16 protein-coding genes, 4 tRNA genes and 1 pseudogene are annotated in these 18,828 nt (G+C 62.3%); 11 read left to right on the top strand and 10 right to left on the bottom strand.

Translation table 11 applies throughout. The features are described from left to right. The first annotated feature begins 25 nt into the window (after positions 1 to 25). From argC to argH, 5 genes are all read left to right on the top strand, one after another. Positions 26 to 1,033, top strand: a complete 1,008-nt coding sequence (gene argC, locus ACTG19_RS15205) for an N-acetyl-gamma-glutamyl-phosphate reductase (protein ID WP_113740573.1) — start codon at positions 26 to 28, stop codon at positions 1,031 to 1,033. A gap of 22 nt (positions 1,034 to 1,055) precedes the next feature. Next, complete coding sequence (gene argB / locus ACTG19_RS15200; protein WP_101348150.1) at positions 1,056 to 1,835, top strand: acetylglutamate kinase; 780 nt, start codon at positions 1,056 to 1,058, stop codon at positions 1,833 to 1,835. Between the two features lie 25 nt (positions 1,836 to 1,860). Further along, complete coding sequence (locus ACTG19_RS15195; RefSeq protein ID WP_162628465.1) at positions 1,861 to 2,772, top strand: ornithine carbamoyltransferase; 912 nt, start codon at positions 1,861 to 1,863, stop codon at positions 2,770 to 2,772. A 68-nt stretch (positions 2,773 to 2,840) separates the two neighbouring features. After that, positions 2,841 to 4,076: an argininosuccinate synthase gene (locus tag ACTG19_RS15190; RefSeq protein ID WP_033115910.1), complete on the top strand. Its 1,236-nt coding sequence runs from the start codon at positions 2,841 to 2,843 to the stop codon at positions 4,074 to 4,076. A gap of 210 nt (positions 4,077 to 4,286) precedes the next feature. After that, complete coding sequence (gene argH / locus ACTG19_RS15185) at positions 4,287 to 5,672, top strand: argininosuccinate lyase (protein WP_113740571.1); 1,386 nt, start codon at positions 4,287 to 4,289, stop codon at positions 5,670 to 5,672. Between the two features lie 74 nt (positions 5,673 to 5,746). On the opposite strand, the gene ACTG19_RS15180 is transcribed toward argH, so the two are convergent. After that, positions 5,747 to 6,202: a hypothetical protein gene (locus tag ACTG19_RS15180; RefSeq protein WP_113740570.1), complete on the bottom strand. Its 456-nt coding sequence runs from the start codon at positions 6,200 to 6,202 to the stop codon at positions 5,747 to 5,749. A gap of 445 nt (positions 6,203 to 6,647) precedes the next feature. On the opposite strand from ACTG19_RS15180, the gene ACTG19_RS15175 reads away from it, so the two are divergent. Then, complete coding sequence (locus ACTG19_RS15175) at positions 6,648 to 7,340, top strand: B3/B4 domain-containing protein (protein WP_107684302.1); 693 nt, start codon at positions 6,648 to 6,650, stop codon at positions 7,338 to 7,340. Between the two features lie 76 nt (positions 7,341 to 7,416). Here the strand turns inward: ACTG19_RS15175 and ACTG19_RS15170 are convergent, their stop codons facing one another. The 6 genes from ACTG19_RS15170 to plsY form a co-directional block, all read right to left on the bottom strand. Next, on the bottom strand, positions 7,417 to 8,589 hold the full coding sequence (locus ACTG19_RS15170) for a CD0519/CD1768 family membrane protein (RefSeq protein WP_113740569.1): 1,173 nt from the start codon (positions 8,587 to 8,589) through the stop codon (positions 7,417 to 7,419). Positions 8,590 to 8,694: 105 nt separating this feature from the next. After that, positions 8,695 to 8,770, bottom strand: a tRNA-Asn gene (locus ACTG19_RS15165). A gap of 8 nt (positions 8,771 to 8,778) precedes the next feature. Beyond that, positions 8,779 to 8,854: transfer RNA gene (locus ACTG19_RS15160), tRNA-Phe, on the bottom strand. Positions 8,855 to 8,857: 3 nt separating this feature from the next. Then, positions 8,858 to 8,933 (bottom strand) — tRNA-Thr (locus tag ACTG19_RS15155). Positions 8,934 to 8,985: 52 nt separating this feature from the next. Continuing rightward, positions 8,986 to 9,061: transfer RNA gene (locus ACTG19_RS15150), tRNA-Phe, on the bottom strand. A gap of 47 nt (positions 9,062 to 9,108) precedes the next feature. Next, entirely contained in the window at positions 9,109 to 9,771 is a 663-nt protein-coding gene (gene plsY, locus ACTG19_RS15145) for a glycerol-3-phosphate 1-O-acyltransferase PlsY (protein WP_031227839.1), read from the bottom strand. Positions 9,772 to 9,928: 157 nt separating this feature from the next. On the opposite strand from plsY, the gene folB reads away from it, so the two are divergent. The 3 genes from folB to ACTG19_RS15130 all read left to right on the top strand — a co-directional run bounded on the left by folB (position 9,929) and on the right by ACTG19_RS15130 (position 11,424). Next, positions 9,929 to 10,300 (top strand): dihydroneopterin aldolase, encoded by a 372-nt coding sequence (gene folB / locus ACTG19_RS15140; protein ID WP_005355064.1) that lies wholly within the window; start codon positions 9,929 to 9,931, stop codon positions 10,298 to 10,300. Further along, complete coding sequence (folK, locus tag ACTG19_RS15135) at positions 10,300 to 10,809, top strand: 2-amino-4-hydroxy-6-hydroxymethyldihydropteridine diphosphokinase (RefSeq protein ID WP_107684303.1); 510 nt, start codon at positions 10,300 to 10,302, stop codon at positions 10,807 to 10,809. The genes folB and folK overlap by 1 nt, the downstream gene beginning before the upstream one ends. Before the next feature lie 126 nt (positions 10,810 to 10,935). Then, positions 10,936 to 11,424 (top strand): YbaK/EbsC family protein, encoded by a 489-nt coding sequence (locus ACTG19_RS15130; RefSeq protein WP_113740286.1) that lies wholly within the window; start codon positions 10,936 to 10,938, stop codon positions 11,422 to 11,424. Here ACTG19_RS15130 and mdtD read toward each other — a convergent pair. Then, complete coding sequence (mdtD, locus tag ACTG19_RS15125) at positions 11,396 to 12,799, bottom strand: multidrug transporter subunit MdtD (RefSeq protein WP_113740285.1); 1,404 nt, start codon at positions 12,797 to 12,799, stop codon at positions 11,396 to 11,398. The two genes, ACTG19_RS15130 and mdtD, sit on opposite strands and share 29 nt — an antisense overlap. 11 nt (positions 12,800 to 12,810) lie before the next feature. Further along, positions 12,811 to 13,419 carry a TetR/AcrR family transcriptional regulator gene (locus tag ACTG19_RS15120; protein ID WP_005355070.1) on the bottom strand — a complete coding sequence of 203 codons (609 nt, stop codon included), beginning with the start codon at positions 13,417 to 13,419 and terminating at the stop codon, positions 12,811 to 12,813. A 90-nt stretch (positions 13,420 to 13,509) separates the two neighbouring features. On the opposite strand from ACTG19_RS15120, the gene ACTG19_RS15115 reads away from it, so the two are divergent. Beyond that, positions 13,510 to 14,610: an efflux RND transporter periplasmic adaptor subunit gene (locus ACTG19_RS15115; RefSeq protein WP_113740284.1), complete on the top strand. Its 1,101-nt coding sequence runs from the start codon at positions 13,510 to 13,512 to the stop codon at positions 14,608 to 14,610. Continuing rightward, complete coding sequence (locus ACTG19_RS15110; RefSeq protein WP_439989227.1) at positions 14,607 to 17,714, top strand: efflux RND transporter permease subunit; 3,108 nt, start codon at positions 14,607 to 14,609, stop codon at positions 17,712 to 17,714. The genes ACTG19_RS15115 and ACTG19_RS15110 overlap by 4 nt, the downstream gene beginning before the upstream one ends. Here the strand turns inward: ACTG19_RS15110 and ACTG19_RS15105 are convergent. Further along, positions 17,699 to 18,824: pseudogene (locus ACTG19_RS15105) on the bottom strand (CobW family GTP-binding protein). The gene ACTG19_RS15110 and the pseudogene ACTG19_RS15105 overlap by 16 nt on opposite strands. Between the last annotated feature and the right edge of the window lie 4 nt (positions 18,825 to 18,828).

Raw genomic sequence — 18,828 nt, 5'->3', positions numbered from 1 at the left:
CGAACTCTGACTTGGAATATTCAACATGCTTAACACCGTTATCGTCGGTGCCAGTGGCTACGCGGGAGCCGAACTGGCCGCACTGGTACAGAACCATCCACAACTCAAGCTGTTCGGCCTCTATGTCTCCGCCGGCAGTCAGGATGCCCACAAGCGCTTCTCTTCCCTGCATCCCCAGTGGGTCGGTGCCCTCGATCAGCCGCTGTTGCCGCTGGACGAGGATGGCATGACCCGGATCCTGACCCAGGCCGATCTGGTGCTGCTAGCTACCGCCCACGAGGTGAGCGCCGAGCTGGCACCCAAGTTTCTCGCCAAGGGGCTGCCGGTGTTCGATCTCTCCGGCGCCTTCCGGGTCAAGGATCAGGGCTTTTACGACAGCTTCTACGGCTTCACCCACGACAGCGAACAGTGGCTGGATCAGGCCGCCTACGGTCTGGCCGAGTGGAATGCCGATGCCATCGCCACTGCCCAGCTGATTGCGGTGCCGGGTTGCTACCCGACCGCCTCCCTCTGCGCGCTCAAGCCGCTGCAGCAGGATGGCCTGATTGCCAAGGGTTGGCAGCCCATCATCAACGCCGTCTCCGGGGTTTCCGGCGCCGGGCGCAAGGCAGCCATCAACACCAGCTTCTGCGAAGTGAGCCTCAATCCCTACGGCACCTTCAATCACAGACACCAGCCGGAGATCAGCCATCACCTCGGCAAGGAGGTGCTGTTCCAGCCCCACCTTGGCAACTATGTGCGCGGCATTCTGGCCACCATCTATGTGCAGCTGGCGGACGGCGTCACCCCCACCCAGGTGGATCAGGCCTTCCTCAAGGCTTATGAAGGCAAGCCGCTGGTGCGCCTCACCGGCCAGATGCCCTCTATTCGCGGTGTGGCAAACACCCCTTACTGCGATATCGCCTGGCAACAGCAGGGCAACATGCTGGTGGTGGTCTCTGCCATCGACAACCTGCTCAAGGGCGCAGCCTCGCAAGCCATTCAGTGCATAAATATCAAATTCGGATTTGAACCGGCCACCGGCCTGATTTAAGGACTTAGGAAGGATCTCGAACATGGACAAACAGACGTTGGTAATCAAGCTGGGCGGCGCCCTTATCGAGAACGACGAGGCGCTGACCGCCCTGTTCGCTACCCTCAAAACCTTTCTCGACGATCAGCACCGTCCGCTGGTGCTGGTGCACGGCGGTGGCTGTCTGGTGGATGACCTGCTCAAGGGGCTGGGTCTCACCTCTACCAAGAAGAACGGCCTGCGGGTGACCCCGTTCGAGCAGATCCCCTTTATTGCCGGTGCGCTGGCAGGGACCGCCAACAAGCAGATGATGGCCAAGGCAATCGCCACCGGCATTCCGGCGGTGGGGCTCTGTCTGGCAGATGGCGGCCTGTGTCAGGTGACCCAGCTCGACCCGGATCTCGGCGCAGTCGGCGAGTGCAAGCCGGGCAACCCGGCACTGGTGGCGGGCATCCTCGGTCAGGGCTTCCTGCCGGTGGTGAGCTCCATCGGCATCACAGCCGACGGGCAACTGATGAACGTCAACGCGGATCAGGCTGCCACTGCCATTGCCGAGGCGCTCGGTGCCGATCTGGTGATGCTCTCCGACGTGAGCGGCATCCTGGATGGCAAGGGCAAGCTGGTGCCCCAGCTCGACAAGCTGACCGCACTGGATCTGATGGAGAAAGGGGTGATCCGCGACGGCATGGCGGTCAAGGTAGAAGCGGCCCTGCACGCCGCCGAGACTCTCGGCAAACCGGTCTGTGTCGCCAGCTGGCGCTACCCGGATCAGCTGCTCAAGCTGCTGGCTGGCGGCGCGGTCGGCACCCAAGTGGCCATTTGATCTCCACCGGAACAAGGAACATCCGATGCAACATCTTCTGAAAGACAGTGATCTGAACAAAGCCCAGATTGAAGCGCTGATTGCGCTGGGTAAAGCGGTCAAGGCCGACCCGAAGAAGTACAGTCAGGCGCTGGCCGGCAAGAGCGTGGTCACCCTGTTCGAGAAACCCTCCCTGCGTACCCGGGTCACCTTCGACATCGGCATCGCCAAACTGGGCGGCCACAGCGTCTATCTGGATCAGCAGAACGGCGCGCTGGGCAAGCGGGAGTCGGTGAAAGATTTCGCCGCCAACCTGTCGCGCTGGTGTGATGCCATCGTCGCCCGGGTGTTCGATCACCAGACCCTGGTCGAGCTGGCAGCGCACGGCACAGTGCCGGTGGTGAACAGCCTGTGCAACCTCTACCACCCCTGTCAGGGGCTGGCCGACTTTATGACCATTGCCGAGCACTACGACGACCTGTCGAAGGTGAAGCTTGCCTACCTCGGTGATGGCAACAACGTCAGCCACTCTCTGCTGCTGCTGGGGGCGACCCTGGGCACCGACGTCACCCTGATCTGCCCGAAAGGCCACGGCCCGGATACCCAGATCTTCCTGCAGGCGCAGGCACTGGCGGCCAAGTCGGGAGCGACCATCCACATCAGCGATGACGTGGCGGATATCGAAGGGTTCGACGTGGCCTACACCGACACCTGGGTCTCCATGGGTGACAACACCCCGATGGAGCAGGTCAAAGACCTCTTTATGCCTTACCAGATCAACCAGGCTCTGCTCGACCGCACCGGCATTGCACATGTGCTGCACTGCCAGCCGGCCCACCGGGAGCTGGAGATCACCTCGCAGGTGATGGATGGCCCCGCCTCCCTCATCATGGACGAGGCCGAAAACCGGATGCATATCCAGAACGCCGTGTTGCTGACCCTTCTCGGCAACAAGTAACGCGGCAATCAACCTGAATCACGACCCTTTTATTGAATCATCATCGAATCATCACGGAGAGAAGTAACATGAGCGGAATCAACAAGATCGTACTGGCTTACTCGGGTGGACTGGATACCTCGGCCATCATTCCCTGGCTGAAAGAGCACTATGATGCCGAAATCATTGCCTTCGTGGCCGACGTCGGTCAGGAGCGCGACGATCTGGAAGGGATCGAGCAGAAGGCCATCGCCTCCGGCGCCACCAAGTGCATCATCAAGGATCTGCGGGAAGAGTTCGTCAAAGAGTACGTCTATCCGACCCTGAAGACCGGCGCCGTCTATGAAGGCACCTATCTGCTGGGCACCTCCATGGCCCGTCCGGTGATCGCCAAGGCGATGGTCGAGGCCGCGCTGGCGGAAGGGGCCGATGCCATCTCCCACGGTTGCACCGGCAAGGGTAACGATCAGGTGCGTTTCGAAGGCGCGGTCGCCGCGCTGGCGCCCCAGCTGAAAGTGATTGCCCCGTGGCGGATCTGGGACATGCGCTCCCGGGAAGATCTGCTCTCCTATCTGGAGACCCGCAACATTCCCTGCAAGGCGACCCTGAAGAAGATCTACAGCCGCGATGCCAACGCCTGGCACATCTCCACCGAGGGTGGCGAGCTGGAGAGCACCTGGAACGAGCCGTCCGAAGCGGTCTGGCAGTGGACCGTACCGGCCGAACAGGCACCGGATCAGCCGGAGTACGTCAAGCTGACCGTGGCGCAGGGTGAAGTGGTGGCCGTGGATGACCAGCCGCTGAGCCCGCACCAGATCCTGATGACCCTGAACGAGCGGGCCGGCAAGCACGGCGTGGGCCGCATCGACATCACCGAAAACCGGATGGTGGGGATGAAGTCCCGCGGCTGCTATGAAACCCCGGGCGGTACCGTGATGGTCGCCGCGCTGCGCGCCGTGGAAGAGCTGGTCTTGGATCGCCCAACCCGCGCCTGGCGGGAGAAGCTGGGTGCCGAGTTCTCCCACCTGGTCTATGACGGTCGCTGGTTCACTCCGCTGTGCAAGGCGATCCTCGCCTCTGCCAACGCCATCGCCGAAGATCTCGACGGTGAAGTGGTGCTGAAGATGTACAAGGGGCAGGTCACTGCGGTGCAGAAGAAGTCGCCGAACAGCCTCTACTCCGAAGATTTCGCTACCTTCGGCGCCGACGAAGTGTATGACCAGAGCCATGCCGAAGGCTTTATCCGTCTCTACACCCTGGCCAGCCGGATCCGCGCCATGAAGGAGCAACATCAAGCCATCGGTGGCGACCATACCCACGGCTAAGCAAGCGCGATAACCCGTTGATTCCGTTGAGGGGGCATGGCCCCCTCTTCTACAGGCAGAGGGCATAGCCCCTGACCCATCATCGGCGGGTGTGACAAAAGCGGCAGCGCCCCGGCCGCTTCTGTGAGATAACAGGCTCGCAGAAAAACAGGGCACGATTTCAAGCTCGGTGGCCAGGGCGCCGCCGACAACGCATTCAAGGAGAGCAGTATGGCACTTTGGGGTGGACGCTTCAGTCAGGGAGCCGATAGCCGGTTCAAGCAGTTCAACGATTCGCTGCGGTTCGATTACCGGCTGGCGGAGCAGGATATTCAGGGCTCCATGGCCTGGGCCAAAGCGCTGGTGAAGGTGGGCGTATTGACCGCCGATGAGCAGGGCAAACTGCAACAGGCGATGGAGGTGCTGCTCGCCTCGGTGCAGCAGGATCCCCAACAGATCCTGAGTTCGGACGCCGAAGATATCCACTCCTGGGTCGAGAGCCAGCTAATCGCCGCCGTCGGCGATCTTGGCAAGAAGCTGCACACCGGCCGCTCGCGCAACGATCAGGTCGCCACCGACCTGAAACTCTGGTGCAAGGCGCAGGGCGAGCTGCTGCTCGGCTCCATCACCGCCCTGCAGCAGGGGCTGGTCGCCTCCGCCCGCGTCAATCAGGCTGCGGTGCTGCCCGGTTACACCCACCTGCAGCGGGCCCAGCCGGTCACCTACGCCCACTGGGCGCTGGCCTATGTGGAGATGCTGGAGCGGGATTACTCACGGCTGCAGGATGCCCTCAAACGTCTCGACACCAGCCCGCTCGGCTGCGGCGCGCTGGCGGGCACTGCCTATGCCATCGACCGCGAAGCCTTGGCGCTCGACATGGGCTTTGCCGCTGCCACCCGCAACAGCTTGGATTCGGTCTCAGACCGGGATCACGTGGTGGAGCTGATGCACGTAGCGTCCCTCTCCATGACCCACCTGTCGCGCTTTGCCGAAGACCTTATCTTCTACAACACCGGCGAGGCGGGCTTTGTCGAGCTCTCCGATGCGGTCACTTCCGGCTCGTCGCTGATGCCGCAGAAGAAGAACCCGGATGCGCTGGAGCTGATCCGCGGCAAGACCGGCCGGGTGGTCGGCGCCCAGATGGGCATGCTGATGAGCCTCAAGGCGCTGCCGCTGGCCTACAACAAGGACATGCAGGAAGACAAGGAGGGACTGTTCGATGCCCTCGACACCTGGCACGACTGCCTCGACATGGCGGCGCTGGTGCTGATCGATCTGAAGGTGAATGGCGAGCGCACCATGGCGGCGGCGCAGGGGGGTTACGCCAACGCCACCGAGCTGGCGGACTATCTGGTGGCCAAGGGGATTCCATTCCGTGAAGCGCACCATATCGTCGGCGAAACCGTGGTCTTTGCCATCAGTGTGGGCCGCCCGCTGGAGGAGCTCTCCATCGGCGAGTTCCAGCGCTTCAGCCCGGTGATCGAGTTCGACGTATACCCCAATTTGGAACTGGAAGCGACCCTGGCCAAGCGGGTCGCCAAAGGCGGCGTCGCCCGCGAGCAGGTAGAGACAGCCCTTACCGCCGCCGAACAGTGGCTGGCCAAGCGGGTGGGTTAAGCCAACCGGCTTGTCATCCAAAGTTGAAAGCAAAACGGCAACCTCGGTTGCCGTTTTTTATTGCTCACCGCGGTTCAGGCGCTGGCATTAAGCAGTTTGCCAACCCCATCGCCCTTGCCATTGGGCAGGGTCTGTTTAAAGGCTGCGAGCAGCTGATCGAGGTTGAGATGGCTGGCACCGAGGGAATCCTTGAGGGTATCGAGCTCACTTTGCAGGGCATCGAGGCGGGTGCTCTGGGTGCCGCTCGCCAGCTGGTTGAGGGCGCTGTCGATGGCAGCCGGGAGGGATTGGCCACCATTCTCCTGCCCCAAGGTCTGCATCAGCTCCCCCATAAAGTGGTTGATGGCCGAGCGGTTCTGTTCGCTATCGGCCTCCTTGATACCGAGCCGCTGGAACAGGCTCTGGACGGTCGGGGCGAGGTGCTCCTCCTGTACGGCAGGCTGCACGGGCTGGGGTTTGCTACTGCTGCCAAGCAGCTGGCTACCCAGCTTGAGGGCGATCGAGGCAAGGGGAAACAGGCTGCTGATCATGATATCTCTCCGCGACAACGACCCTTGATTGTGTTGCCAAGAGGAGTGCATAAGCGGGGCCAAAATTTAGTGAACAGCACAGGGCGAAACCAACCCATTGAGCCACCGAGTGATTTGAATCGCCGCCTTGTGTTAGTGGGCATTGCGGCTGAGGTCATCACAAGAGAGCCGAGCGGCCAGCGGCTGCCGCTGCAGATCGAAGCGGCAAAGGGGCATTGCCGCAGCAAACCGGAGGCGGCAGGGCTCCTCTTCGCTATATGCCGGTACATGCCCGCCATCCCCTCGATTACGTCATTTTTCATTCATGAAACTTATGGCTATTAAGATCATGTGAATTTTCTTATCTAATATGTTCGCGCAAGATGGCTCTCAAACCGGATTTGCCGTCACCGCAATGCTGGCCGGCAGCCGCCTTCTCCCTGCCTCTTTCGTTTATGGAGTCGCTATGTCCCTGATCACCCCCTATATCTCCCCCGAAGTCAGCCAGCTGGCTCCCGGCTTTCGCGCTTTGAGCATCACGGTGCAGGCCGCCGCCGTGGTCGACCCGAACGTGGGGGCGCGCGCCCTTGATGAAGCCTGCACCGCCATGCTGACCGCCGATGTGCCGTGGGCAGAGGCGCATCTCGCCGCCTGGGGCGAGCTGTTCAGAAAATTTGGCGCCAAGCCGCAGCGGACTCCCTGTTCCGCCGAGGCTCTGAGAAAGCGGGTCGCCCGCGACGGCAACCTGCCCGCCATCGATCCCGTGGTCGATCTCTACAACGCCATCAGTATCCGCTACGCCATTCCGGTGGGGGGCGAAAACCTGCTTGCTTATGAGGGACTACCGCGACTGGTGGTAGCCGATGGCAGCGAGCAGTTCGATACCATGAAGGGGGGCGAGCCCGCACACGAATCTCCGGAACCCGGCGAGGTGGTCTGGCGGGATGACAAGGGGGTCACCTGTCGGCGCTGGAACTGGCGGCAGGGTGTGCGTACCCGACTCAGTGTCGATTCGGGCCAGATGTGGTTTATTCTGGAGAGCCTGCCCGAGATGCCGCTGGCTGCGCTGCATGAGGCGGGGGAAAAACTGGTCGCCGGACTGCGGGAGATGATGCCGGAAGCGGTGATCACACAGAGCCTGTTCGGCGATGTTGAGTAAATAGAAGGACGAGCCAACTCGTCACCGATAGATACAGAGAGGGGCGCCACAGCGCCCCTCTCTCTTTTCACCCTGCTCAGCCCAGCAGTAGATAGAGCTGGTGAGCCGCCACCCCGGCGCACAAGCCGCCGACCGTGTGGGCGACAATGGCGCGGGAGGTGAGGTGGCGATAGCCGAGGGCATCGAGCATGGCGGTGTGGGTGCTCAGAAAGCCACTCCAGCACATCCCCATGGCGGTAAACACCGCGACCTCGTTACCGGTGATCCACCCCTTGGCGATAAAGGGGGGCACCAGTGACATGGCGGCACCGACCGCACCAAGCGAGGTAGCCGGGAAGGCAACCAGCTCCGGCTGCTGGAAGCCGAACAGCAGGTCAAACAGCCAGCTCACCTTGGCGGCCAGCACCGGCAGCAGGGCTACCCCCTGAAACGCTTCGCCGGTATAGCCCTTGTCGCCCGGGCCGAAGGTGAGCAGCATCACGAAGGTACTGATGATCAGCACCCCGGGGATCACCGCCATCCCCAGCTCCACGCCAGATTTGCCACCATCGAGCAGAGAGTTGAGGATACGCAGCCAGCCGGGAGCCGCCTCTTTGGTCACCCCTACCTTGCGGCCGTCGGACGGTACAGCGTCATCGTTCAGCACTTCCCCCACCAAGGGGCGGATCATCCGCTGCATCAGTCGGGTAGAGACCACCGAGCCCACCAGAGCGCCGAGCAGCCCGATCAGCGCCGCGCTGGCAGTGGATTCACCGCTCGGCAGCTGCAAGGTGGCCATAAAGGTCACCACGATCAGCCCCATGCCAAAGGCGGTACCGAAGTTGGTGAGCGACACCAGCTGCCAGGGAGTGAAGCCTTTGCGAAAGCGGCTGTCCTTGGCGAGGCTGATCACCGCCGGGTTGTCGGAGAAGAAGGTCATCAGCGCCGCCAGCGCGGTGCGACCGGGCAGACGAAACACCGGCTTCATCAGCGGGGCCAGCAGTACTTCCAGCAGGCGGATCACCCCGAACTCGCTCAAGAGCTGGCTCAGGGCACCGGAGAGCACCGTGATCCCCATGATAAAGAGCACGGTATTGAGCAGCAGCTGGTGGGCGGTATTGAACAGGGTGTTGACCATGGCCGAGAGGCCCATCTGGCTGCCGAGGTAACCGAACAGGCTGCCAAGAATAAGCAGTACCAGCACGGGTTCCATCCAGTTCCTAATGGCGGCAAGTCGCCCCTTTGACTCTATAACTACATGATTTTCCATATCTATCCTGCGGTTCATCTGTGCGTGTGTGGTTGTTTTTATGGTTAAAAAATGGCTGCGCCAAATAGAAAAAAGCCCTTGTCTTGCGACAAGGGCTTTTTGAATTGGCTCCTCCTACTGGACTTGAACCAGTGACATACGGATTAACAGTCCGCCGTTCTACCGACTGAACTAAGGAGGAATTGTAATTGGTGCCCAGAGACGGAATCGAACCGCCGACACGGGGATTTTCAATCCCCTGCTCTACCGACTGAGCTATCTGGGCAAATGGTGCCGGCTACCGGAATCGAACTGGTGACCTACTGATTACAAGTCAGTTGCTCTACCTACTGAGCTAAGCCGGCACACTTTAAACCATTGTGCATGAACAAATTTTTTATTTCATGGCACCAAAATTGGTGCCCAGAGACGGAATCGAACCGCCGACACGGGGATTTTCAATCCCCTGCTCTACCGACTGAGCTATCTGGGCGTGGGCGCTATTAAACGGATTTTAAGGCGGATGGTCAACGGGAAATTTCACTTTTTGTCTCGTTCGTCTCTTTTTTGCGCAACATCGTCCATTTCTGCCACTTCTTCGGCACAGGCCGCGCGTTTTCGCCCCCAGACTCTGGGTTCCTCCCCCTTGAGCAGGCGGGAGATGTTCTCGTGATGGCGGATCAGAATGAGGCAGGAGAGCAGGGAGACTGGCAGGGTATATTCGGGTTTGAGCAGATAGGTGAAGAGCGGCGTCAGCAGCACGGTAATGATGGAGGCCAGCGAGGAGTAGCCGCTCACCAGCAGCACCAGCAGCCAGGTGCCAATCACGGCGCCCCCCATGGTAAAGCCGATGGGCATCATGGTCCCCAGCGCCGTCGCCACCCCTTTGCCACCACGAAAATGAAAGAAGATGGGGTACATATGGCCGAGGCAGGCGGCGACCCCGATAAAGCCGAGGTAGACGGGTTTGATCTGCAGATACCAGGCGAGATAGACGGGCACAGTGCCCTTGAGCACATCGAGCAACAGCACCACCAGCGCCGCCATCCGGCCACCGAGGCGCAGAACATTGGTTGCCCCCGGATTGTGGGAGCCATGATCCCGCGGGTCGGGCAGACCGGTACAGCGGGAGACCAGCACAGCACTGGATAGTGAACCACCCAGGTAGGCCAGAATAATCATCAAAATCGTCAGGGCCGTCATCTTGGTCGTTTTTACCACGATATGAATGGGGTATGATGCGGGCCACATACGCTGGCATGGGCCCATGCCCACCCAGAGCGCCTCGGCAAGCCTGTTGCCCGGCCAGCATCCCTGCGCTGTCATCACAGCCCATCAAGAGTAAAGAAGAAGTACAGTCATGGACAAGGTGTTTATTCGCGGACTCGAAGTTTTGACCACCATAGGTGTATATGAGTGGGAGAAGGGCATTCGCCAAAAGCTCCGTTTTGACCTCGAGATGGGGTTCGACAACCGCCCCGCGGCAGCAACCGACGACATCAATCTGGCACTGGATTATGCCGACCTCTCCAACAAGATTTGCGAGCATGTCAGCGGCAAGGTGGTCGAGCTGGTCGAAACCATGGCCGAGCAGGTTGCCATGCTGGTGCTCGCCGACGAGCGGGTACAGTGGGTCAAGGTGACCCTCACCAAGCCGGGCGCCGTGCCCAATGCCGCCGGGGTCGGCGTCGAGATCCTGCGCCATCGCACCCCGGCCGCGAGCAGCAACTGATGACCACCATCTATATTAGCCTCGGCTCCAACATCGAGCGGGAGCGCCATATTCGCGCCGGGCTCGATGCCCTGCACGCCGAATTTGGCGAGCTGCGGGTCTCCCGGGTATTCGAGAGCGAGGCGGTCGGCTTCAACGGCCGCCCCTTCTACAACCTGGTAGCGGCTGCCGAGACCGACCTGCCGCTGACCACCGTCTGCCAGCGACTGCGGGCCATGGAGTTCGCCCACGGCCGCGAGCCGGATGCCAAGAAGTTCGCCCCGCGTACCCTGGATCTCGACCTGCTGCTCTATGGCGATCTGGTCTGCGACACCCCGCTGGTGCTGCCGCGCGGTGAAGTGCTCACCAACGCCTTCGTGCTGTGGCCACTGGCCGAGCTGGCACCCAAACTGCGCCACCCCGTCGATGGCCGCACCATGGGCGAGCTGTGGCAAGCCTATGACAAGGCCTCCCAGCAACTGTGCCCCATTCCCTTTCACTGGGAAGCGTGCGAATTGCAGCATCACTGATCCGCAAGGGCGCCTCACGGCGCCCTTGTTGTTTTCACGGACAGGGTTGCTTATCACGGATAAGAAAGTGTCATTGGGCCTGACCCTGCGAGGCTGGCAGGATAGCGCCCACTACAGGAGAACCCCATGCCACTCAATACCATTCACCACTTCAACTGCCAGCTGCTGGCCGAACTGCCCCACCAGCGCTATGAGCATGAACCCATCCTCGACTACGCCACCGACGAAAAGGTCAAAGCCCGCCTCGGCTGGCAGGCGGAGTTCAGCAAGACCCTGTTTCTCAAGTTCAAGGATGGCCGCTTCGCCCTGCTGCTGACCCACAGGGACGGCAGGCTCGACAACAAGGCGGTCAAGGCCGCACTCGGTGCCAAGCCCTCCATCTGCACCGCCGAAGAGATGCAGGCGGAGATCGGCTGCCTGCCGGGGGCGGTCTGCCCCTTCCTGCCCCGCGCCGATATTCCGCTACTGGTGGATCAGCAACTGCTCAACCACACCGCCTTCACCTGGACTCCGGGCCACCCGGAGCAGACCTTTCTGCTGGCGACCACCCATCTGGCCGAGGTGCTGGCGCAGCTCCCCTGCGAGGTCAGCTATCTGCCCGCGCCGACGGCGTAGCACCATCGCGCGCCAGCTGGGCGAAGATCAGCGCCGCCAGCATGGACAGCAGCCCGACACAGAGGTAGGTAAGATGGAACCCGGCCAGCCACTGGCCGTTGGCCGCTGAGGTACCCGCCGAGAAGAGCCCGAGCAGGCTGGCGGCAATCGCCACCCCCAAGCTCATGGAGAGCTGCATCACCACCGAGAGCAGACCGTTGCCACTGCTGGCCAGGGTCGGGCTGAGATCTTGCAGCGTGAGAGTGTTCATGGCGGAGAACTGCAGCGAGTTGATGGCGCCGAAGATCGCCAGCCAGCCCAGCAAGACCCCGTAGGGGAGCTGGTTGTCGATGAAATAGAAGCTGGCGATCATCGCCCCTAGTAGCAGGGTGTTGCCGATCAGGATGCGGCGATAGCCCACCTTCGGAATAAGCTTGTTCACCAGCGTCTTGGTCAGCATGGCGCCAATCACTGTGGGGATCATGGTCATCCCCGCCTTGCTTGGCGAGAAACCGAGCCCCAGCTGCAGAAACAGCGGGGTGAGGAAGGGCATGGCGCCGCTGCCGAGGCGGGCAAACAGGTTGCCCCAGATGCCGATGGCAAAGGTGGCGGTCTTGAACAGGCTCAGGCTAAAGAGCGGCTGTTGTGCATTGGCGGCATAGAGCCAGTAGCTCGCCATCGCAGCCAAGCCGAAGATCAGTGCAAACAGCGCCCAACCGGTGGAGATGCTGTGCTCCCCCAGACCCTGCAAGCCGACCGACACCAGCACCATGCCGACGCTGAACATCACAAAGCCCTGCCAGTCGAACCGGGCGGTCTGCTGCCGCAGCTCCGGCATAAAGTGCCAGCTGGCGATAAAGCCGAGCAACCCCACCGGCAGATTGATGAGAAACACCCAGTGCCAGCTCGCCACTTCCACCAGCCAGCCACCGAGCGCCGGCCCCATCAGCGGGCCGAGCAGCCCCGGGATGGTGACAAACGACATCACCCGCAGCAGCTCGTGCTTGTCATAGACCCGCAGCACCGCCAACCGTCCCACCGGCATCAGCAGCGCACCGCCAATCCCCTGAAGTACCCGGGCGGCCACCAGCATGGAGAGCGAATTGGAGGCGGCGCAGGCGAGCGAGCCGAGGGTAAAGAGCGAGATGGCAGCCAGATAGATGCGGCGGGTGCCGAATCTGTCAGCCAACCAGCCGGAGGCCGGGATCAGTAACGCCACCGTCAGCATGTAGGCGATGATCACCGACTGCATCTGCAGCGGGCTCTCTCCCAAGGTCTCGGCCATGCTGGGCAGGGCAGTGTTGAGAATGGTGCCATCCAGCGCCTGCATAAAGAAACCGACCGCCGCCAGCAGGGGCAGCCACTTGCGCTGGGCATCTGTCACTGTGTGGCTCATTGCCACCTCCATTATTTTTGCGGGGGAGCGGCGGCGGTCAGGAAGAGATCGACACAACTCAGGGTCCAGGCATCCTGCTCGGCAGCGCTCTGGGTCAACGGCAGACCCAGCTCACGGAGCATTCGCTCCTTGCCCTGCCACATCAGCAACAGCTGCAAGGCGGCCTGTTCGCTGTCTTGATGGCACAGCAGGCCTTGCTGCTTTTGCTGCTCCAGCCAGTTGGACAGCATCTCGGTCACATAGAGCGGGCCCGCCTCGAAAAAAAGGGTGGCCAGCTGGGCATCGTTGCAGCTGATGCAGGTGCGAAAGATATTGATGGCATCATCGCTCAGGATCAACTTGCGAAAGCTGCGACCAAAGGCAATCAGACTCTCCCGCACATTGTTGCCACGCAACAATACCTCCGGCATCAGCTCACTGCTGACGCACTTGCTGCCCACCGCTTCGGCAAACAGCGACTCCTTGTTGGCAAAATGGCTGTAGACCGTCTGCTTGGAGACGCCCGCTTCACTGGCCACCATGTCCATGCTGACCAGATGCAGACCGTGCTGACAGAAGAGCCGCCCAGCAGCATCGAGGATCGCAGCCCGCTTCTGCTGACTACGGGGTGAAATGTTCATTTTTCCTCCACAATCAAACTGGACAGTCTAGTTTCGAAAAACTAGACTCACCGGTGTGATTTGATGTTATGTCAACCAGAGGATGATGTCATGACACTTTGCTTAATCCTGCTGGCGCTGTTACTGAGTGGCTGCAGCCCGGTCACAGAGTCAGAAGAAACACCCACCCTGACCCGGGTGATCGCCCAGCCGCTGCAAGCCAGCGATCACTACCCGGTGCTGCACCGCTTCAATGGCCGGGTGATCGCCCCCGAGCACAGCCAGATAGGTTTCGAGCTGGCAGGGCGGATCGCCACTCTGCACAAGGGACGCGGAGAGCCGGTCGCGGCCGGCGAGCTGCTCGCCACACTGGATACCCGGCTGCTGGAAGTGGAAGCCAAAGAGCTGGCCGCCCGGGCTGCCCAGAACGAGGCCGAGCTGACCCTTGCCCGGCAGACGCTCGAACGACTCACCGCCCTGCGCCAGCAGCAGTTCAGCTCCCGTCAGGCGCTGGATGAACAGCAAGGCAAAGTCCGCATGCTGGAGGCAAGCGCCAACCAGCTGGCCGCCGCCCTCGAAGCCAACCGGGTCAAACAGGAGAAATCACAGCTGCGCGCCCCTTTCAACGGGATCGTAGTCAGCCGCGAGCAGGCATTGGGGGCCGTGGTGGCCGCAGGCCAGCCTCTCTTCTCCCTGACCCGCAGCGGCCAGTGGGAGGCCGATATCGGCGTGCCGGTGAAACAGGCCGAGTCCCTGATCGTCGGCCAACACTACCCCCTGCAAAGCGGGGAGCAATCACTGGAGGGGCGCCTGCTTAATCTGGGGGTACAAGTGGACGGGCAGACCCACACCCGCACCGCCCGCTTCCAGCTGACCCGGGGCGGCGAACAACTGGCAGAGGGGCAACTGATCACCCTGTTGCATCAGACCCGCGAGCCTACCCGTGCCTACGAGGTACCGCTCACCGCGCTGACCCAGGGATTGCGCGGCAGCTGGACCCTCTATCTGCTCAACGACGAAACGCCACCCCGGGTGGTCAGTCGGGACGTCACTCTGCTGCAGCAAGATGGCGAGCGGGCCTGGATCAGTGGTGCCCTGAACGGACAAGAACAGCTGGTGACCGATGGCCTGCATAAACTGGTGCCGGGCCAGCAGGTCACCCTGACAACCAGCGTGGATCATCAGGCGGCGCATCCGGAGCCACAGTCATGATCCGCCCGTTTATCGAGAATGGCCGCCTGCTGCTATTGACGGTCGCGCTGCTGCTGACGGCCGCCCTTGCGGCATTGCAGACCCTGCCCAGAACCGAAGATCCCCAGCTCACCAGCCGTTTTGCCAGCGTGGTTACCCACTTACCCGGGGCCAGCGCCGAGCGGGTGGAGGCGCTGGTGAGCGAGCCCATCGAGAACCGGCTGCGGGCCCAGAGCGAGATCAAGCTGATCGAGTCGAGCTCTCGCCCCGGTCTCTCCATCATCAATCTGGAGCTCAAGGATGAGGTCAGCGATGTCGAGCCCGTCTGGTCCAGAGTCCGTGACCGGCTGGCAGATCTTGCCGCCGGACTGCCAGCCGGCGCCAGTGCCCCCAAGCTGGATGACGAGAAGGGCTACCCCTTCACCCGGCTGGTCAATGTGGTCTGGCGCGGGCCGGGCCAGCCGCAGCTGGATCGCCTCGCCCGCTACAGCGCCGAGCTGGAACGCCGGGCTCGCCAGCTGCCGGGCACCGAATACGTCGAGCGGGTCGGGGCCCCACAGGAGGAGATCGAGGTGCGGTTCGATCCCCTCGCCCTCAGTGCCAGCGGCATGAGTGGCGAACAGCTTGCCCAGGCGCTGAGTGGTGCCGATGCAAAAGTAGCCGCCGGGGAGTTGCAGGGCAGCCACAATCGCTTTCAGGTGGAGATCCGCGGCGCCCTCGATACCCTGGAGCGGATCCGCCAGATCCCGCTGCGCACCGGCGAGCAGGGCCAGACCCTGCGCCTTGGCGATCTGGCTGAGGTAAGACGTACCCTGCACCAGCCGGAGAGCCAGCTGGCCTTTGCCAATGGTGAACGGGCCGTGGTGGTCGGCCTGCGCATGGCACAGGATCACCGCATCGACCTCTGGTCGGCACGGGTCGATACCATGCTGGCCCAGCTGCAACAGGACTTGCCGGATAATATCGGCCTCGTCACCAGCTTCGATCAGCAGCGTTATACCGATCAGCGGCTCGACACCCTGCTCATCAACATTGTGCAGGGCTTCCTCATCATAGTGGCGGTGCTGCTGGTGACCTTGGGAGTCAAGGCCGCCATTATCGTGGCCCTGTCGCTGCCGCTTACCGTGGCGTTCTCTTTCGCCTGCATGAACCTGATCAATTTGCCCATTCACCAGATGTCGGTCACCGGTCTGGTGGTGGCGCTCGGGATCATGGTGGACAACGCCATCGTCATGGCGGATCGGGTGCAGTATCAGCGCCGCCACGGCATGGCCATGAGTGCCGCCGCACTGGAAGCCATCGGCCACCTCTGGCTGCCACTGCTGGGCTCCACCCTCACCACCATGCTCGCCTTTATGCCGATCATTCTGATGCCGGGCCCGGCGGGCGAGTTTGTCGGCGGCATCGCCTGGGCGGTGATCTGCTCGCTGCTGGGATCCTACCTCATCGCCCACACCCTGGTGGCTGGCCTCGCAGCCCGCTGGATTGGCAGTGACCAGGGGGGACGCTGGTATCAGGATGGCTTGCACCTGCCCCGGGTGAGCGCCCGTTTCCAGCAGAGCATCGCCATGGCGCTGGCTCACCCCTGGCGAACCCTGCTGTTGGTCAGTCTGCTGCCCCTGCTCGGTTTCTGGGTGGCGGGCCGCCTCACCGAACAGTTCTTTCCCCCTGCCGACCGGGACATGATCCACATCGAGGCCAGCCTCTCCCCACAGGCGAGCCTGGCGCGCACCCGCGAGCTGGCTCTGGGGATCTCCGCCGAGCTGGCCAGTCTCCCCGAGCGGGTTCGTCAGGATTGGGTGGTGGGCGACAACGCCCCCAGCTTCTACTACAACCTGGTGCCCAGAAAACAGGGGCGGGCCGATTACGCCCAGGGGATGATCACTCTGCAGGATGCCGATGCTGCCGAGCGGCTCATTCCACAACTGCAGCAGCGGCTCGATGCAAAATTTCCCGAAGCGCAGATCCTGGTGCGCAAGCTGGAACAGGGGCCACCTTTCAATGCCCCGGTCGAGCTGCGGCTGTTTGGCCCCGACCTTGAACAACTACACCGTCTGGGAGAGGAGCTGCGCAGTCTGCTCGCCAATACCCCGGCAGTGGTGCAGACCCGCGCCACCTTGCAGGCAGGGGCCCCCAAACTCTGGTTGCAAGTCGATGAGGAGGCCGCCCGACTGGCAGGCATGAGCCTGACCGATGTGGCCTCCCGGCTGGCGGGCGCACTGGATGGCAGGTTGGGCGGCACTGTGCTGGAAGGCACCGAGTCAATCCCGGTTCGGGTGCGACTGGCCGAGCCCTTGCGTCAGGATCCGGATGCGCTGCTCAATGTGCCGCTATCGCTCACCGGCACCGGCCAGCAAGGGGCAGCCAATCTCACCTTGCGGGCACTGGCCACTCCCGAGTTGCTGCCAAGCTGGGGGGAGATCAGCCGTCGGGATGGTGAGCGGGTCAATGTGCTGGAGGCCTATCTGGCGGTCGGTGTACTGCCGCAAACCGTGCTGGAGCAGGTCAAAGAGAGGCTGGCCGCCAAGGCGCTGGCGTTGCCGCCGGGCTATCGACTGGAGTTTGGCGGAGAAGCCGCCAAGCGGGATGAATCGGTGGGCAATCTGATGGCTCACGTCAGCCTGGTCGCCGTGCTGCTGGTGGCCGTGCTGGTGCTCAGCTTCAACTCGTTCCGGCTGGCAGGCATCGTCACCCTGGTGGCGATCCAGTCGGCGGGGCTCGGCCTGCTGTGGGTCTGGCTGCTGGGGTACCCTTTCGGTTTTACGGTGATCATCGCCCTGCTGGGACTGATGGGGCTGGCCATCAACGCCGCCATCGTCATTCTGGCCGAGCTGAAGGCAGACCCGCTGGCACAACAGGGCAATCTGCCGCAGATCCGTGACCTGGTGGCCGGTTGCAGCCGCCACATCGTCTCGACCACCATCACCACGGTGGGCGGCTTCATCCCGCTATTGCTGGGGGGCGGCGGCTTCTGGCCCCCCTTTGCCATCGCCATCGCCGGTGGCACAGCGCTGGCGACCCTGCTCTCGTTCTACTTTGTGCCGGTGGCGTTTGTGCTGTTCAACCGTCGCCGTCCTGACCCGATGCAGGAGAGCCGCAACGCGCAAGATCAGTTGTCGGGCTGACCCAGCATGGCTTTGAGCCGCTCTTCCAGAGTGGGCTCGGGGGCCTTGAGGGTCGCCATAAAGAGCTGCTCGATACCGGCCTTGTCCTGACTTTTCACGATAAACACCAGTCGGGACTGGGCCTTGCCCTCCGGCCAGTCGCCCAGCGCCTGCAGCGGATAGAGCTGGCCGTGGACGCCGTGGATCACCACCGGCTGGCTCTCCCCTTCCAGCTGCAAGATCCCCTTGAGCCGCAGCAGGGCATCGCCATACTGCGCCTGCACCGCATCGATGGCGGCCAGCAGACGAGAGGGCTTGAGCGGCTCGCCAATACGCAAAGAGAAACTCTCGATGTTGCCGTGCTCGAAGTGGGTAGGCGCAGCTGTGCCTACCTTGGCGGCGAACGGTTGCATCTTCGGCTGCATGGGTGATGCCAGCCCCTGCTTGGGGGATTCGGTGCGCAGCCAGGCCAGCAGCTGACGCACATCGCGCCCCGCCGCTTCGTTGTAGGCACCGAGCTTCTCCAGCACCGCTGGCGACAGTTCGCCATTGGTCACCTGCTGGATGGGGGCCGCCGGGTTGAGTGCCGCCAACTGGGCTTCGACCCGTGCCAACTGCTCGCCATCCACCATCGCCTTTGCTCACCACCAGCAGATCCGCCAGCGCCACCTGTTTCACCGCCTCATACTGGGCCGCCAACTGCTGCTCGATATGACCGGCATCCACCACGGTGACAGTGCCATCGAAGCGGTAGCGCTGGGCGATAAAGCCCTCTTCGCGCAGGGTAAATAGCACGGGGGCCGGATCGGCGAGGCCAGTGGTCTCGATAATCAGTCGCTTGAACGGTTTGATTTTGCGCTGGATGGCCTTCATAAAGAGCCCCTGCAGCGCCTCCACCAAGGAGCCCTGCACCGAGCAGCAGATGCAGCCGGAGTCGAGCAGCATCACCTGCTCATCCACCTGTTGCACCAGATGGTGATCCAGCCCCACCGAGCCGAACTCGTTGATCAGCACGGCGCACTCGCCAAGCTCCGGCTGCTTGACCCAGTGGTTGAGCAAGGTGGTCTTGCCGCTGCCGAGAAAGCCGGTCAGCAGGGTCACAGGGATACGGGTATCTTGCATATCGGTCATGTCA

Source organism: Aeromonas sp. 3P, from assembly GCF_051919745.1.
Taxonomy (GTDB): Bacteria; Pseudomonadota; Gammaproteobacteria; order Enterobacterales; family Aeromonadaceae; genus Aeromonas; species Aeromonas veronii.
Note: the sequence above shows the minus strand (reverse complement) of the source record. Positions and strands in the feature narration are given on the sequence as shown.